General features: G+C 71.4%; 15 protein-coding genes. 9 read left to right on the top strand and 6 right to left on the bottom strand.

Annotation, left to right across the window (positions count from 1 at the left end):
• Positions 1–10: 10 nt before the first annotated feature.
• Positions 11–307 (bottom strand): DUF1540 domain-containing protein, encoded by a 297-nt coding sequence (locus ACQP03_RS28455; RefSeq protein WP_355052875.1) that lies wholly within the window; start codon positions 305–307, stop codon positions 11–13.
• Between the two features lie 861 nt (positions 308–1,168).
• Between ACQP03_RS28455 and ACQP03_RS28450 the strand changes: the two genes are divergently transcribed.
• Positions 1,169–1,729 carry a hypothetical protein gene (locus ACQP03_RS28450; RefSeq protein WP_357421824.1) on the top strand — a complete coding sequence of 187 codons (561 nt, stop codon included), beginning with the start codon at positions 1,169–1,171 and terminating at the stop codon, positions 1,727–1,729.
• A 65-nt stretch (positions 1,730–1,794) separates the two neighbouring features.
• Here the strand turns inward: ACQP03_RS28450 and ACQP03_RS28445 are convergent, their stop codons facing one another.
• Positions 1,795–2,412, bottom strand: coding sequence for a DUF4126 domain-containing protein (locus ACQP03_RS28445; protein ID WP_357134167.1), 618 nt, complete (start codon positions 2,410–2,412; stop codon positions 1,795–1,797).
• A 71-nt stretch (positions 2,413–2,483) separates the two neighbouring features.
• Between ACQP03_RS28445 and nucS the strand changes: the two genes are divergently transcribed.
• A complete protein-coding gene (nucS, locus tag ACQP03_RS28440; protein ID WP_357134169.1) occupies positions 2,484–3,143 on the top strand; it encodes an endonuclease NucS in 660 nt (219 codons plus the stop codon).
• A gap of 6 nt (positions 3,144–3,149) precedes the next feature.
• Here nucS and ACQP03_RS28435 read toward each other — a convergent pair whose 3' ends face one another.
• Positions 3,150–3,809: a class I SAM-dependent methyltransferase gene (locus ACQP03_RS28435; protein WP_357134171.1), complete on the bottom strand. Its 660-nt coding sequence runs from the start codon at positions 3,807–3,809 to the stop codon at positions 3,150–3,152.
• A gap of 79 nt (positions 3,810–3,888) precedes the next feature.
• On the bottom strand, positions 3,889–5,385 hold the full coding sequence (locus tag ACQP03_RS28430) for an aldehyde dehydrogenase family protein (RefSeq protein WP_357394049.1): 1,497 nt from the start codon (positions 5,383–5,385) through the stop codon (positions 3,889–3,891).
• A gap of 307 nt (positions 5,386–5,692) precedes the next feature.
• On the opposite strand from ACQP03_RS28430, the gene ACQP03_RS28425 reads away from it, so the two are divergent.
• The 7 genes from ACQP03_RS28425 (at position 5,693) to ACQP03_RS28395 (ending at position 12,140) form a co-directional block, all read left to right on the top strand.
• The gene (locus ACQP03_RS28425) at positions 5,693–6,058 is read left to right on the top strand and encodes an FHA domain-containing protein (protein WP_357134175.1); all 366 of its coding nucleotides are present in this window, start codon (positions 5,693–5,695) and stop codon (positions 6,056–6,058) included.
• 94 nt (positions 6,059–6,152) lie between these two features.
• Positions 6,153–7,343, top strand: a complete 1,191-nt coding sequence (locus ACQP03_RS28420; RefSeq protein WP_433459092.1) for an alpha/beta fold hydrolase — start codon at positions 6,153–6,155, stop codon at positions 7,341–7,343.
• Between the two features lie 119 nt (positions 7,344–7,462).
• The gene (locus ACQP03_RS28415; RefSeq protein ID WP_357134179.1) at positions 7,463–9,253 is read left to right on the top strand and encodes a 3-hydroxyacyl-CoA dehydrogenase family protein; all 1,791 of its coding nucleotides are present in this window, start codon (positions 7,463–7,465) and stop codon (positions 9,251–9,253) included.
• A gap of 40 nt (positions 9,254–9,293) precedes the next feature.
• The gene (locus tag ACQP03_RS28410; protein ID WP_357134182.1) at positions 9,294–9,788 is read left to right on the top strand and encodes a SigE family RNA polymerase sigma factor; all 495 of its coding nucleotides are present in this window, start codon (positions 9,294–9,296) and stop codon (positions 9,786–9,788) included.
• On the top strand, positions 9,785–10,936 hold the full coding sequence (locus ACQP03_RS28405; protein WP_357394045.1) for a hypothetical protein: 1,152 nt from the start codon (positions 9,785–9,787) through the stop codon (positions 10,934–10,936). Before ACQP03_RS28410 ends, ACQP03_RS28405 begins: the two co-directional genes overlap by 4 nt.
• Positions 10,937–10,952: 16 nt before the next feature.
• Positions 10,953–11,276, top strand: coding sequence for a hypothetical protein (locus tag ACQP03_RS28400; RefSeq protein WP_237747203.1), 324 nt, complete (start codon positions 10,953–10,955; stop codon positions 11,274–11,276).
• A 66-nt stretch (positions 11,277–11,342) separates the two neighbouring features.
• On the top strand, positions 11,343–12,140 hold the full coding sequence (locus ACQP03_RS28395; protein ID WP_357134187.1) for an alpha/beta hydrolase: 798 nt from the start codon (positions 11,343–11,345) through the stop codon (positions 12,138–12,140).
• Positions 12,141–12,256: 116 nt separating this feature from the next.
• Here ACQP03_RS28395 and ACQP03_RS28390 read toward each other — a convergent pair whose 3' ends face one another.
• Both ACQP03_RS28390 and ACQP03_RS28385 read right to left on the bottom strand, forming a co-directional pair.
• Positions 12,257–13,351 (bottom strand): AI-2E family transporter, encoded by a 1,095-nt coding sequence (locus ACQP03_RS28390; protein ID WP_433459088.1) that lies wholly within the window; start codon positions 13,349–13,351, stop codon positions 12,257–12,259.
• A 505-nt stretch (positions 13,352–13,856) separates the two neighbouring features.
• Positions 13,857–16,037 carry a hypothetical protein gene (locus tag ACQP03_RS28385; RefSeq protein WP_396833049.1) on the bottom strand — a complete coding sequence of 727 codons (2,181 nt, stop codon included), beginning with the start codon at positions 16,035–16,037 and terminating at the stop codon, positions 13,857–13,859.
• Positions 16,038–16,195 lie beyond the last annotated feature (158 nt).

The following is a 16,195-nucleotide window of genomic DNA, read 5'->3' as shown; positions in this document are numbered from 1 at the left end:
CCCGTCGGAGTCAGCGACCGGCGTACGTCATGCAGTCGGCCAGGTCGTTGTCCGGCCCCACCTTGATCGACGAGGCGTGGCACTCCAACTGCTCGTTGTGCCGGCAGTCGGAACGCTGGCAGGCGCCCACCTGCGCGGTGAGGCCGTCCACCCCGCCCCGCACGGGCGACTCGACGAAGGTGTGGCAGTGCGCGTGGTCCATGCTGCCGATGGTGATGGCGAAGGCGTGGCAGTCACCGCCCTGGTTGTACGCGCATGCCGCGACGACGCATTCCTGGACTCGGGGCATCTCCATTGCAGTGGTCATGCCAACCTCCTCTAGGCTCCTGCCCCGATATTAGGCATTTGCCGGCCTGCGCTCACCCCGATACGCCCGTCTGGCCACCCCGGCGCGTGATCGGCGATGCGGGTGTGATCGGCGATGCCAGGCGTGATCGGCGATGCCCGGCGTGATCGGCGATGCGGGCGTGATCGGCGAGGTCGGCGTGATCGGCGATGCCGGCATGATCGACACGAGATCACCGATATCGCGGTGTCAATCGGCCCCGGATACCCCGACTTCGGCGATGTCGAGTCGATCATCGCTCGGATGCGCCCCCGCCGGTCCCCGTCGGCCCCGCCGCCCCCGCTGGCCGCGGCGATCGCTGGCCGCGCCGATCGCGCTGGCCCCTGCGCCCCGCCGATCGCGCTGCCGGCCGGGGTTATGTCCCGTTTTGGACTCTGCGCGAGGTGGCCTCGTGCGCAAGACCCGGATCATCGCCCCCCGGGAATGACCCCGGGCCGCAGGTCGTTGGACCCGGACTCGGCGCGACGGGCCCCGCCCGTTCGCGGGCCTGCCGGTCTGCGGGAATGGCCCCGGGCCGCAGGTCGTTACACCCGGTCCCGGCACGGCGAGCCCCGCTCCCCGCGGATCGTCAGCCCCCGGGAATGGCCCCGGACCGCGGGTCGTTACACCCGGTCCCGGCACGACGAGCCCTCGCGGATCGTCGGCCCCCGGGAATGGCCCCGCCCCCCGGGTCGTTACACACGGACCGGCCGCCACGAGCCCCCCCCGCTCGCAGGCCGCCCCCCAGACTTTGAGCGCCCGGACGAGGTGCTGACACCCCCGTCACCTGATCCCCCGAACGGTGACAGGTGGATGTTTCCTACCCCCGAAGGAGCAACCCCCATGAACACGATCTTCCGCAAGAGCATGCTGTCCATCGCTGGTCTCGCGTTCGCCGGTGGCGTCTTCGCCGGCCCCATCGCCGCCCACGCCAACCCGGTCGACGCCAAGCCCGCCGCCGCCGCGGTGCAGACCACCGCACCCAAGCCGCAGGGCGACCAGTCCCACATCGACCTCAACGGCGAGCAGACCGCCAACGCCAAGGCCATCATCGCCGCCACCAAGAAGGCCGGCCTGCCCGAACGGGCCGCGGTCATCTCCATCGCCACCAGCCTGCAGGAGTCCAAGCTGGAAAACCTGGGCCACCTCGGCGACGCCAACGACCACGACTCCCTCGGCCTGTTCCAGCAGCGCCCGACCAGCGGTTGGGGCACCCCGGAGCAGATCACCAACCCCGAGTACTCCACCACCGCGTTCCTCAAGGGCCTGCGTCAGGTTGACGGCTGGCAGGACATGCCCCTGACCGACGCCGCCCAGACCGTACAGGTCTCCGCCTACCCCGACGCCTACGCCCAGTGGGAGCAGCAGGCCACCGACCTGGTCGCCCACAACTGGAACAGCTAAGAACACGCAGATGGCCGGCACCCCGACAACGGGTGCCGGCCATCGCCGTACCTTCGGATTGCCGGTCAGACGCGGAAGCCAGCGGCGCGGGCCGCCTGACGTTCTCGGCGGCGTTCGGAGCGTCGACGCAGGAACCAGTAGACGAAGCCGACCAACCCCACCAGGAAGGCGAGTACGAGCACCGGCAGGATGACCGCGACCAGGGACATGACCACGCTCGTCGCGTCCTCGGCGGTGCTGGCCACCGGGGCGCCGAACCCGGCGGTGGTCGCGTTGATCACCGGGCGTGCGGCGGACTTGAGCAGGTGTACACCGAAGGCGAGGAGTACGCCGGTGGCGACCGGCACCCACTGGTGGCTGGAGAAGAAGCTCCCCGGGTCGCTGACGGTCACGGTCTCCGACGACGAGCCGGCCCCGAAGGCGAGGCCACCGGCGGTGGGCCGGACGACGGTCTGCACCACGTCGTTGACGTGGTCGACGACCGGCACCTTGTCCGCCACCATCTCGACGGCGAGCAGGACGGCAAGGATGACGATGACCCAGCCGTTGCCGAGCCACGTCCAGCCGCTGGGCAGGTCGATCAGGTTGGTGTAGCGGCCGAGCAGGCCGAGGACGAGCAGGGGTATGTAGGCGTTCAGCCCTGCCGAGGCGGCGAGGCCGGTGCCGGTGAGAACTTCGAACACGGTCTCAGCATCGCACCGACGCGCCAGTGCCGCTCGGTGGCGGTGGCGGACTGCTCGGCTACCCTCGTCGGGTGCGGTTGGTCATTGCGAAGTGCTCGGTGGACTACGTCGGACGGCTCTCGGCTCACCTGCCGCCGGCGACTCGGCTGTTGATGGTGAAGGCGGACGGGTCGGTGTCGATTCACGCCGACGACCGTGCGTACAAGCCGCTGAACTGGATGAGCCCGCCGTGCCGGCTGGAGGAGGCCCCCGGCGTGTGGCGGGTGGTCAACAAGGCCGGCGAGGAGTTGCGGATCACCCTGGAGGAGGTCTTCCAGGACACCTCGTACGAGCTGGGTGTCGATCCCGGCCTGCGTAAGGACGGGGTGGAGGCACACCTGCAGGAGTTGCTGGCGGCCAACCCGACCGTGCTGGGCGAGGGGTTCACGTTGGTGCGCCGCGAGTACATGACGGCGATCGGCCCGGTGGACCTGCTCTGCCGGGACGCGAACTCCGGCGCCGTGGCCGTCGAGATCAAGCGGCGTGGCGAGATCGACGGCGTGGAGCAGTTGACCCGCTACCTCGAACTCATGAACCGTGACCCGCTGCTCAGCCCGGTCACCGGCGTGTTCGCCGCGCAGGAGATCAAGCCGCAGGCCCGGGTGCTCGCCGCCGACCGGGGCATCCGGTGCGTCGTCGTCAACTACGACCGGCTGCGGGGCATCGAGAAGGACGAACTGACCCTCTTCTGACCCGGCTCACCGCCCGGTCCGTACGGCGATCAACGACTTCGGCAGGCCGAAGACCCGCTCGACGAGCATTGTCGAGTCGGGAAAGTAGTGGCGCATCTGCGAACGGTCCAGCAGTTCGGTCCAGAGCACCTGGTGGATGGCGGCTTCGTGGCTGCGGGTCGGTTTGTGGCCGAGGGGCCAACGGCGAGCGAGCGCCGTGCGCATCCGGATCGGTAGGAACTGCATGCCGGGCGCGATCCAGTGCGGCTCGATGGGAAAGTAGCGGTAGGGCGTCTGCACCCAGTGCCGATCGGCCAGCGAACGGGCCGCGGCGGCGAACCGAAGTCGGCGCTCGTGCCCACCGACGTGTTCCAGCACGGAGTTGGAGAAGACCAGGTCGTAGGCGCCCTTGGTGACACGGGGTGGCAGGTCGCAGGCGTCGGCCTGCTCGACGTGGGCCCACTCGGGTACGGCTGCGGGCGGCTGTTCCAGGTTGACCACGGTGACGCGGGCCGGCCGGACGGTGGCGCGGTGCCAGGTGCCGAGCCGGCCGCCGAGGTCGACGACGTGCATGTCGCCGATGTCGGGGAAGGTGCGCGCCAGCCACTCCGAACGACGACGCCGCTGCCGAGCGCTCCACGACTGGTCACTGTCGACAAGGCTGTGTCGCAATCGATTGTGGCCCATTTAACGCAATGTACCGCCGTGCCTACGACGTATAAACATGTGGATACGCCGATCACGGCGCAGATCGGCTATCCGACACTCACCTGCCGTACATCACCTTGATGGCTTTGACGAGACGTGCCACGTCGGTCGGGGTGCGGTCGAACGTCATCGACGGCAGCAGTGAGCGCGCTCGACGCCGGGTGATGGCCTTGGCGCGGGCGAACTCGCGGAGGCCGTCCTCGCCGTGGATCCGCCCGAAGCCGGAGTCGCCGACGCCGCCGAACGGCAGCGTGGACATCCCGGCGAAGGTCAGCGCGGAGTTGACCGAGGTCATCCCCGAGCGCAGGCGTCGCGCGATGCTCACGGCACGCTGCCGGCCGAAGACCGAACCCCCCAGGCCGTACGACACCGCGTTGGCGCGGGCGACGGCCTCGTCGGCGTCGCGGACCCGGCTGATGGTCACCGTCGGACCGAAGGTCTCCTCGCGGACGGCGGCCGACTCCTCCGGTACGTCCACCAGCACGGTCGGATGCACGTACGGTGGCTGCACCGCGTCCGGGCCGCCGACCAGGGCGCGACCGCCGGAGCTGACCGCGGCCTCGATGTGGCGGCGGATCACGTCGATCTGGCCGGGCATGGTGATCGGGCCGATGTCCGCGCCGTCGGGGCCGACGGTCAGCCGGCCGGCGCGGGCGACGACCTTGTCGACGAAGGCGTCGAAGACCGTGTCGACGGCGTAGACGCGCTCGATGCCGATGCAGGTCTGGCCGGCGTTGGTCATGGCGCCCCAGACGCACGCCTCGGCGGCGGCGTCCAGGTCGGCGTCGCTGTCGACGATCATGGCGTCCTTGCCGCCGCCCTCGATCAGCACCGGCGTCAGCGTCTCGGCGCAGGCGGACATCACCTTGCGGGCGGTCGCGGTCGAGCCGGTGAAGGCCACCTTGTCGACCCCGGAACGGCACAGCGCGGCACCGACGTCGCCGAGCCCGTGTACGGCGGTGAACACCGGCTGCTCGGGGACCACCTCCGCGAACGTGTCCACCAGCCACTGGCCGACGACGGGCGTGTACTCGCTGGGCTTGAGCACGACGGCGTTGCCGGCGGCCAGGGCGTACGCGGCGGAGCCGAGCGGGGTGAGGACCGGATAGTTCCACGGCCCGATCACACCCACCACGCCGTGCGGCTGGTATTCCAGGTGCGCGGAGAACTCGGCGAGGACGAGCCGGGACCGTACCCGGCGTGGGCCGAGCACCCGGCGCGCGTTGCGGGCGGCCCAGTCGACGTGTTCGATCGCGCTGGCGATCTCGACGATGGCGTCGGCGGCCGGTTTGCCGCCCTCGACGTGCATCAACTCGGCGAGCTGCTCGACCCGCTTGGCGAGCAGCGCCCGCCAGCGCAGCATCCGCTGGCGACGGCCGGCGAAGCCCAGACCGGCCCACCACTCGGCGGCGGAACGCGCGCGCTCGACGGCCTGCCGTACGTCCGCGTCGCTGGCGACGGGGAGGCGGCCGGCCTCGACGCCGGTGGCCGGACTGGTGGAGACCAGCTGGTGCGCCTCGATGAGGGGGGTGCCGGGGACATGCACAGCCGTCATGGCGGAAGTCTAGACCCGAAGATTACTCACCGGTAGGCCGCGATCTCGGGGTGCCGGGGCGGGAGTCGCGTCCACCCACCCGCTCGTTGATCAGTGCAGGTCAGGACCCGGTTGCCGAAGGGTGACCATCCGAATCGTCGAACAGCGGGTGACCGGGAGGTGACGAGGAGCTGACCGGCCGGTCGGTATTGACGATTACCGTCTGATGGCAGGCTGACGCGCGGAGTAACGGTGTGGGGTGGAGGGCTGACTGTCCATGGAGGAACATCCGGAACTGATGCCGTTGTTGACGGTCGCAGGTGGGCCGATGCGCGGAGCAAGCTTTCGCCTGCGGGGTGAGCCGCAGGTGATCGGTCGGGCGCCGACCGGCGACGTGGTCATCAGCGACCCGCATCTGAGTCGCCGGCACGCCGAGGTGTGGCTGGCTCCCGAGGGCGCGTCGCTGCGCGACCTGGGCTCGACCAACGGCACCTGGCTCAACGACCGCCGGATCACCGAGGTGGAGCGCCTCAGCGACGGCGACGTGATCCGGCTCGGCCGCACCGAGCTGCGCCTGTTCGATCCGGGGGTCGCCCACACGGATCCGGTTGGGCTCAGCTTCGGGGTGTCCCGACGCGATATCCGACCGACGCTGCCACTGCCGCTGGCTTCGCCACCGGGCGCCCGCCGCTGACCCCGCCGGGGCGGCCACTGGCCGTCGGCCACACTCCGGCGGTGCCGCCGGGTGGCTGTCCGACACCTGGACCCCCGTGGACCGACGTGGCAGCATGCCGCGGATGGAGACCGAGCAGCGGGTCGTGACGGCGAACGGTATACGCCAGGCGGTACGGGTGGCCGGTCCGCCGGACGGAACTCCGTTGCTGCTGGTCCACGGCAACTGCTCCTCATCGCTGTTCTGGGAGCCGTTGATCCGACGGCTGCCACCGACGCTGCGGGTCGTCGCTCCCGACCTGCGCGGGTTCGGCGACTCGGCGACCGCCCCGGTGGACGCCACCCGCGGCCTGCGGGACTTCGCCGACGACGTCGCCGCCCTGCTGGACGACCCGACGCTCTTCCCCGACGTCGACGGCAGCGGCGCTGACCGCCGCGGCGCTGACAGCCGCGGCGCTGACGGCAGCGACGTCGACGGCAGCGGCGTCGACGGCAGCGGCGTCGACGGCAGCGGCGCTGACACCGGCGGTGGGGTCCGGCCGGTCGTGGTCGGGCACTCCCTCGGTGGGGGAGTTGCCATGCGGCTGCTGGTCGACCATCCGCACCGGGTGGGGGCGCTACTGCTGGCCGCGCCCGTGTCGCCGTACGGCTTCGGTGGCACGCGCGACCTGAGCGGTACGCCGACCACGCCCGACTTCGCCGGTACCGGTGCCGGCACCGCCAACCGGGACTTCGTGGCCCGGCTCGCCGCAGGCGATCGGGGCACCGAGGGCCCGGCCAGTCCGCGTGAGGTGCTGCGGGCGACGTACGTGGCCGATTCGGCCTCGCTCGGCGTCGACGAGGAGCTGCTGCTCGACAGTGTGCTCTCCACGGCGATCGGCGAGGACAACTACCCGGGCACGTCGGCGGAGTCGGAGAACTGGCCCGGCACCGTGCCCGGGAAGCGGGGCGTGCTGAACGCGCTCGCGCCGACCTGGTTCCGGGTCGCCGACGAGCTGGTGGCCGTCGCCGAGAAACCTCCGGTCACCTGGGTACGCGGCGACGCCGACGTGATCGTCTCGGACACGTCGCTGTTGGACCTGGCGTACCTCGGTTCGCTGGGTGTCGTGGCCGGATGGCCGGGGGCGCAGGACTGCCCGCCGCAACCGATGGTCGGCCAGACCCGGGCGGTGCTGGAGCGGTACGCGGCGGCCGGCGGCGCGTACCGTGAGGTGGTGTTGCCCGGCTGCGGGCACAGCCCGCACCTGGAGCGCCCGGGGGAGTTCGTGGCGGAGCTGCTGGCGCTGACCGACGGGCAGGCCGGGTAGGGCCGCGTCGTGGGTGAAATATCCCACGGCGTCTCGACAACCCTGCGGCACGTGGCAGACTCGCGCGCATACCTTAGCGGCCGTTCAGTGGCCGTGCGGAGTGTCTGGGGAGGCCGGTCGTGGCGCGGGAGTTCAGCACCGTCGGTGTCGTGGGGCTGGGCACCATGGGTGCCGGCATCGTCGAGGTCTTCGCCCGCAACGGCATCGACGTCCTCGCGGTCGAGATCGCCGAGCCGGCGTTGGAGCGCGGTCGGGCCACCCTGAAGGGCTCCACCGACCGGGCGGTCGCCAAGGGCAAGCTCGCCGAGGCGGACCGCGACGCCCTACACGAGCGGGTGCGCTTCGCGGTCGGACTGGACGCGCTGCACTCGGTGGACCTGGTCATCGAGGCGGTGCCCGAGCACCTGGACCTCAAGCAGCGGATCTTCGCTGAGTTGGACCGGGTCTGCAAGCCGGAGGCCATCCTCGCCACCAACACCTCGTCGCTGAGCGTCACCGAGATCTCGGTGGCCACCAGCCGGCCCAACCAGGTGATCGGCATCCACTTCTTCAACCCCGCCCCGGTGATGAAGCTGGTCGAGGTGGTCCGCACGGTCGTCACCGCCCCCGAGGTCGTGGCCGACGTCGAGGCGCTGTGCGCCCGGCTCGGCAAGGTCGACGTCACCATCAACGACCGGGCCGGCTTTATCGCCAACGCGCTGCTCTTCGGCTACCTCAACCACGCGGTCGGGATGTTCGAGTCGCACTACGCGACCCGGGAGGACATCGACGCCGCGATGAAGCTCGGCTGCGGGCTGCCGATGGGCCCACTGGCGCTGATGGACCTGATCGGCCTGGACACCGCGTACGAAATCCTGGACACCATGTACCGGCGGGGCGGCCGGGACCGCCGACACGCCCCGGTGCCGCTGCTCAAGCAGATGGTCACGGCGGGGCTGCTGGGCCGCAAGTCCGGACGGGGTTTCTACACCTACGAGCGGCCCGGTTCGCCGAAGGTCGTACCCGATGAAACGACGCCGCCGGCGGCGGACGCCGCGCTCGCCGACGGCGCGCGCGCCATCACCAAGGTGGGCGTCGTGGGTTCCGGGACGATGGCCACCGGGATCGTCGAGGTGTTCGCCAGGGCCGGGTACGAGGTCGTCTCGGTGACCCGGGGCGCGGAGAAGTCCGCGTCGGTCTGCGAGGCCGTGAAGACGTCGCTGAACAAGGGCGTGGTCCGGGGCAAGCTCGCCGAGGCCGACCGGGACGCGGCGCTGGGCCGCATCACCTGGACGGCGACCCTCGACCATCTTGCCGACGTCGACCTGGTCGTCGAGGCGGTCGTCGAGGAGCTGAGCGTCAAGAAGGCGCTCTTCGCCAGCCTCGACGAGATCTGCAAGCCGGGCGTGGTGCTGGCCACCACCACCTCGTCCCTGCCCGTGATCGACGTGGCGATGGCCACCCAGCGCCCGGCCGACGTGGTGGGCCTGCACTTCTTCAACCCGGCGCCGGTCATGCCGCTGGTCGAGGTGGTCCGGACCATCCGTACCTCACCGGAGACCACCGCGACCGCGCGGGCCGTCTGCGCGGCGCTCGGCAAGACCGGCGTGGTCTGCGGCGACCGGTCCGGCTTCATCGTCAACGCGCTGCTCTTCCCGTACCTGAACGACGCGGTCAAGATGCTGGAGGCCAGCTACTCCACGGCCGACGACATCGACCACGCCATGAAGCTGGGCTGCGGCTACCCGATGGGCCCGTTCGAGCTGCTCGACGTGGTGGGGTTGGACGTCTCGCTGGCGATCCAGCGGGAGCTGTACCTGGAGCTGCGCGAGCCGGGCTTCGCGCCCGCGCCCTTGCTGGAGCACCTGGTCACCGCCGGCTACCTGGGTCGCAAGACCCGTCGCGGCTTCCGCGACCACTCGCACCGCTGACCGCGTCAACGCCGGGCACCGGCGACGGCGTCTGAGTGATGTGACCTTCGAGGAGTACGTCAGCAGTCGCGGGCCAGCGCTCGTCCGGCTGGCTCGACTGCTGACCGGTGACGAGCACCGGGCCGACGACCTTACCCAGGAGGTGCTGTCCCGGGCGTACGTGCACTGGCGGAGGATCTCCCGTGCTGACCGCCCGGACGTCTACGTGCGCCGGATGATGGTCAACGCCAACACCTCCTGGTGGCGTCGCCGATCCAGCCACGAGATGGCCACGGCGGAGTTCGCCGACCGGCCGGGGCGCGGCGACTTCAGCAGCGACTCGGCCGACCGGGACGAGATGTGGAGACTGATCCTCGGTCTGCCGGACCGGCAGCGTGCGGTGCTCGTGCTGCGGTACTACGAGGACCTCGACGACCTCACCATCGCCCAGATCCTCGGCTGTTCACCGGTCACCGTCCGCACTCATGCGATGCGGGCGCTCAGTCAGCTGCGGGAGCGCCACGGCGTTTCCACGACGAACGGGAGCCGGCCGTGACCGACCTCGACGAGTGGATCGCACGGGCACTGCGGGAGCACGCCGACGGGCCCGTGGACACCGATCGCCTGATGACGGCGGCGGTGAACGGGGGACGGGCCCGTCGACGGCGGCGACGTGCCGTCATCGGGGCCGGGCTTGGCGTCGCGGTGGTACTCGGGACCGGCGTGGCACTACGCATGCCCTCGGCCGCACCGCCACAGCCGACCGTCACGCCCAGTCCCGTCGTGGTGACGCCACCGCTGGCGCCGGGGGTCCCCGGGGCAGCGACGCGTCCTGACCTGGTTGGCACGGACCCGGGGCTGCTGCACTTCGGCATCGACCCGACGATCGCGAAGCCGGTTGCCTGGCGCTCGGCGGGCCAGGCCGAGAGCATGCGACTGGACCTGGGGGGTGGCGTGCAGGCCATGGCGATCGTGGCCGCCGACCCGCAGTCGGCCGAGATCGGCGACCCGAGCCAGCTTCATGACATCGGCCCCGACCGGACGGGCGACTCCACCAGTGACACGGATCCTGACCGGACCGGCCGGTCCGACCCCGGTTCGAGGTACAACGGGGTGATACGTCGGCTGGACCAGCCCGCGCGGGGTTGGGTCCTGCGCTGGCAGCCCGCCCCGGGCCTGTACGCCCGGGTCTCGGCACTCGGGGACACCGACGCCGAGATCCGCCGGACGGCGGCGGCGCTTCGGTTCGACGAGGCCCGTCGCTGTGTCGCGCCCATCCGGTTGACCGCTCTGCCGCAGGGCGCCCGGATCAGCGAGTGCGACGTGTCGGTACGGCGGCTGGCCTGGCCACGCACTGCGAACGTGACCGGAACCACAACTCCTACGCAGATGCCGGGAGGCGTTTCGGACCAGACCGAGGTGGCGTTGATCGTCAAGCTCGACGGCAAGGCCACCCTGCCCGTACGGCTGTACTACTCACCCCGTCCGCCCTCCGGCGACCGAGGGAAAGCCAACCGCGAGATCGCCGGCAGGCCGGTGTTCGACATGGGCGACTTCTGGCACGTCCTCGGCATCCCCAACACGCTGCTGTCGATGGGGTACGAGAACCGCTGGGAGCGGTCCCCCACGGACGCGGAGGTCAGCACGGTGATCGGTGGGCTCCGGGTGGCCGAGGACCTTGGCGAGCCGGCCAGCTGGGAGTGACCGTAACCTTGGGTGCGTGAGCCCCCGTCGCAATCGCCCTCGCCGGGACGAGAACGCCAACCTGGACGCCGACCGGGCTCGCCAGGGTGTCGCCTCGGTGCAGCAGTGGACCGACGGCGCCTGGCAGGTACGCGGGATCGGGGCGGGCGCGTCGGTCAAGACGTACCGCTGCCCCGGTTGTGACCAGGAGATCCGCCCCGGGGTGGCGCACCTGGTGGCCTGGCCGGCCGACGGCCTGGGTGACCTGACCGACCGTCGGCACTGGCACAGCGGCTGCTGGCGTGCCCGGGAACGGCGCGGGCCGGCGGTGCAGCGCGGCCGGGGCACGCCGCGCTACTGAGCGATCTGGATCACCCTGTTCGTGCCTCGGTGGGCGGCGGCGGCGACTTCGCGACAGACTTGGGCGGTGAGCACAGCGATCCGCGCGTCGTCGATCCTGCCCGGCCGCCGGGAGGACATCGAGCTACACACCGCCGACGGGCTGCGGCTGGTCGGCGAGCTGGCTCTGCCGGCCGACCGGCCCCCGGTGGGCACCCTGGTCTGCCTGCACCCGCTGCCCACGCACGGCGGGATGATGGACAGCCACGTGTTCCGCAAGGCGGCCTGGCGGCTGCCGGCGCTGGCCGACCTGGCCGTGCTGCGGTTCAACACCCGGGGCACCAGCAGCGTGCGCGGCACCAGCGAGGGCGCCTTCGACGGCGCGGTGGGCGAGCGGTACGACGTGGCCGCCGCCATCGAGTACGCGGAGTTCGCCGAACTGCCCAACATCTGGCTGGTCGGGTGGTCGTTCGGCACCGACCTGGCCCTCAAGTACGGCTGCGACCCGGCCGTGGCCGGAGCGATCCTGCTCTCCCCGCCGCTGCGCTTCTCGACGCCGGACGACCTGGCGACCTGGAGCACGTCCGGTCGGCCGCTGGTGGCGCTGGTGCCCGAGTTCGACGACTACCTGCGTCCGGTCGAGGCGCGGGAGCGGTTCGCGGCGGTGCCGCAGGCCGAGGTGGTCGGGGTGCCCGGTGCGAAGCACCTCTGGGTGGGCGACGCGGAGACGGTGCTCGACGAGATCGTCAAGCGGGTCAACCCCGGGGTCGACGTGCCCCTGCCGACGACCTGGGACGGGCCGATGGAGACCGGCGACGTCAGCGCGTACGCCGACCGGACGGTGGCCGCCTTCGCCGACACGCCCGTACCCCGCCCGGCCGACTGATTCCGCGCAGTTCCGCTTTCGGGCGGCGTCGGTCCCGCTTCGGGCGGCGTCGGTCCCGCTTCGGGCGGCGTCAGTTGCGTTCCGCTCCGGGCGGCGTCAGTTGCGTTCCGGCGGCGTCAGTTGCGCTCCTGGCGGGGGAGCACCACCTCACGCAGGATCAGTTGCAGCGCGGCCACCGTGGGAATGGCGATCAGCGCGCCCACCACGCCCAGCAGCGCCACGCCGAGCAGTGCCGCCAGCAGGGCGGCGACCTCGTTGACCTCGACCGAGCGCCGCATCACCTTCGGGTAGATCAGGTAGTTCTCGATCTGCTGGTAGATAAGGAAGAACACCGCGCAGGCGATGCCGGTGGGTAGGTCGGCGGCGAAGCCGACCAGGCTCACGATCACCGCGCCCAGGGTCGCGCCGATCTGCGGGATCAGATCGGTGACGGCGACGACCACGGCCAGCGCGAACGGGTACGGCAGGCCGACGATCAGCGCGAAGACGAACGTGGTCGCGCCGGCCAGGACCGCGATGCTCAACGCGCCGACCATGTACGCGCCCACCTTGGCCAGGATCTCGTCACCGATCAACTCCGCCCGTTCGCGGCGGGACCGGGGCAGCAGCGCGTAGCCCAGGGAACGCAGCCGGTTGAAGTAGGCCAGGAAGTAGATGGTCAGCACCAGCACGGTCAGCGTCCGGAACACCGTGCCGAAGATCAATTGGGCGCCGCCGAGGACCCCGCCGAGGGCCCGGCCGATGGTGTCGGCGTTGGCCGCGCCCTGCACCCGCTCCACCACGTCGTACCGCTCCACCAGGTCGTTGACCGTGGGATTGCGACGCAACTCGTCGAGCAGGCTCGGGATCTGGTCGATGAACTGCCCGGACTGCGTCACGATCGGCGGGACCAGCGCCACGATGCCGCCGCAGAGCAGCAGCACCACGGTCAGCGCCACCACCGCCACCGCCAAGCCGTGGGGCACACCCCAGGTGCGCAGGCGCACCACCGCCGGGTTGAGGCCCACCGCCAGGAAGAGCGCGATCACCACCAGCACCAGAATGCCGCCGGCATTCCGGATCCCCAGATAGAGGGTGTACGCCAGCAGCACGCCCAGCGCGCCGGTGAAGCCGATCAGGAAACTGCTGCGCCGTAGCGGACGCCCCGGCGTGCCGAACTTCCCCGACGGGACCGCTGGAGGCTCGTCCGGGTCGAATCCCGGGGCTGGCACCGGGACCGGCGGTGGCGTCTCCGCTGGTGGTGGCGTCTCCGCTGGTGGCGTCTCCGCTGGTGGCGTCTCCGCCGGCGGTGGCGTTCTCGCCGGTGGAGGTGTCCCCGCTGGTGGTGGCGTCTCCGCTGGTGGCGTCTCCGCCGGCGGTGGCGGTTTCGCGGACGGGGGACCAGGGGGCATGGCCGGGTCGTCGCCGGACGGGCTCTCGGCCGGCGGGCGGTATGCGCTCAGGTCCGGATCCTCGGCCGACGGATCGTGCTGCGGCACCAGGACCTCCCGGTCGGGCGGTGGGAACGGGCGACGGCAGTGGCGGTGCGGTGGTCACTGTCGACCACAACACCGTCAATGGTGCTCCACTCGTGTCGTCGGCCGCTCAGCGACCCACCCTCTTTCCGGTGAACGGCAATGGTCCACTCCAGATCCCTGATGTCGGGGTGTCTTGGGCAGCGGGACAGCCCGACATCAGCGATGTCGAGTCGATCACGAATCTGTCGGAGGCGTCCCGTCAGTCCTTCTCGATGGTGACCTTGCTGGGCTTGGCGCTGCGCTCGTCGGTGGTCGGCTTGGTGGGCCGCTTGCCGTTCTCACCCGTACTGGTGATCTTGGTTGGTTTGGCGCCCCGGCCACCCTCGCCCGGAACGGCGGCCACCGTCGGCTCGCCGTCCACCCCGGCGCTGGCCGTGCCGCCGTCGACAGTCGTCATCGGCTCGGCCACCGGTCGAGTGCCGGCCTGCCCGGCCTCATCGGCGCTGGCGTTCGCCGGCTGCCGGACGTCGGCGGGCGCGGCCTTGAGGCCACCCGCCGCATCGCTACCGCCAGCACCGTCACCCGCCGCTCCGCTACCGGCCGTACCGTCACCGGCAGTGGCGTCGTCACTGTCGCCCGGGCCGCTGCCCCCGCTGGCCGACACGGTCGCGGCCTCGGCCGGCACGGCGGAAGCGTCGCCGTCGCCCGGACCGGTCCCGCTGCCCGCCGTCACGGTCGCGGCACTGCCGTTGGCCGCCACGGTCGCGGCACTGGCCGGCGCGTCGGGGCGGTCGCCGGTCGCCGGCGACGTCGGACCGTCGACCGGGCCGGTGATGGTGCGCAGCCGCAGCTCGGCCATCTGGCGCTCGATCTCGTCGGACTCCTGCCGGGCCTTCCAGGTCTCCTGCCGCAGGTCGGCGAGCTGCTGCTGGGCCTGCGCGATCTCCAACATCACCTGAGCGAGCTGCTGCCGACCCGCCGCCGCCTCCTGCTGCGTCGCCGCCAGGTGCTGCTGCGTGGTCGCGAGATGCTGCTGGGTGGTGGCCGCGTACTCCTCGAACTGGCGGCGTGAGGCCGCGACGTGCTCGTCGGCCTTGCGCCGCTTGTCGCCTGCCTCGGTCTCGGCGCGGCTCAGCATCTCGGCGGCCTCGGTTTCGGCGCGCTGGCGCAGGGTCGCCGCGTCCGCCTCGGCCGCCTGCCGGATGGCGTCCGCGCCCTGCTCGATCTCGTTCTTGCGGCTGGTGTACTCGGTCTCCAGCTCGTCGCGGCGCGCGGTCCAGCCCGACTCCAACTCCTGCTGGCGGGACTCGTGCTGCTTGTCCAGCTCGTCGCGGCGCTTGGCGAACTCCTGCTCGGCGGTGGACCGGCGCTGGGCCAGCTCCCGATCGGCCGCCTCGCGCCGCGAGTTGACCTCCTGCTCCACGCCCGCCCGCCAGGCGCCGAGTTCCTGCTGCGTCTGCGCCCGGGACTGCTGCACGTACGCCTCGGTCTCGCCGCGCATGCGCTGCACGTACGCCTCGGTCTCGGCCCGGCTGCGCTTGGACGCCTCGGACGCCTGCGTGGTGAGCCGCTCCGCCTCCTGCTGGGCCTTGGCCCGGGTGGCCCGGCCGGCCATCGACGCGTCGTCGATGATCTGCTTGGCCTCCTGCTGGGCCTTGGCGTGGGTCGCCCGGCCCGCCTCGGTCGCGGTGTCGGTGAGCCGCTTGGCCTCCTGCTGGGCCTTGACGTGCACTTCCTTGGCCGCCTCGCGCAGCTCCGCCGCCTCCTGGCGGGCGGTGGCCAGCGCCTCGCGGGCCTCCTCGCGCAGCTTGGTGGCCTCCTGCTGGGCCCGGGTGTGAATCTCCTTGGCGGCGTCCCGCAGCTGGGTGGCCTCCTGCTGGGCCTTGGCCAGCTCGTCCTGCGCTGCCTTGCGCAGCTTTGCCGACTCGTCCTTGGCCGAGCGCAGGGTCGCGTCCGCCTCCGCGCGGCGGGAGGCGCTGTGCCGCTCCTCCTCCTGGCGCCGGGCGGCGAGAGCGATCTCGAAGTCCTTCAAGGCCCGGGCGGCCTGCTCGCGGGCTTCCTCGATGATGTGCTCGGCGGCGGCCCGACGGGCGTCGATCTCCTCGTTGGCCGCGGACAGGATCTGCTCGGCCTGCTCCTCGGCGAGGGTGAGGATCGACTCGACCCGGGGACCCAGATGCCGGAAGGAAGCCCGGTCGACCACGTTCATCTGCTTGCGGACCTGGGTCAGATCCCGCTGCAGCACCTCGACCTGGCCGGCGAGCTTGTGGATCTGTGTATAGGCCTGTTCCCGTTCGGCGGCGAGGGTCGCGATCTCGTGCTCGGCACGTGCGACGTACCGGTCAACCTGTTTCTTCTCGTACCCCCGGAGAGCGGACTCGAAGCTGGGCTCCGTGGTCACGTCCCCGCCGAGAGCGAACAGTTCCTCGCCGTGCGACATGCCCCCATCCTCACACGCATCGCCCGCGGCTGGGGCGATACGGACGCCGCTTGTGGGACCTACTTCACTCCGTGGCGAGGGCACCACACCAAGGGTTGGGAAACGCACACGGCGCGAGGTCACACCGGTTACCCGGTGTCACCTCGCGCCGTCGATGC

It is taken from the genome of Micromonospora sp. CA-248212 (genome assembly GCF_050948405.1).
Lineage (GTDB): Bacteria > Actinomycetota > Actinomycetes > Mycobacteriales > Micromonosporaceae > Micromonospora.
The sequence above is the reverse complement of the archived record's forward strand: the minus strand, read 5'-3'. Positions and strand labels throughout refer to the sequence as shown.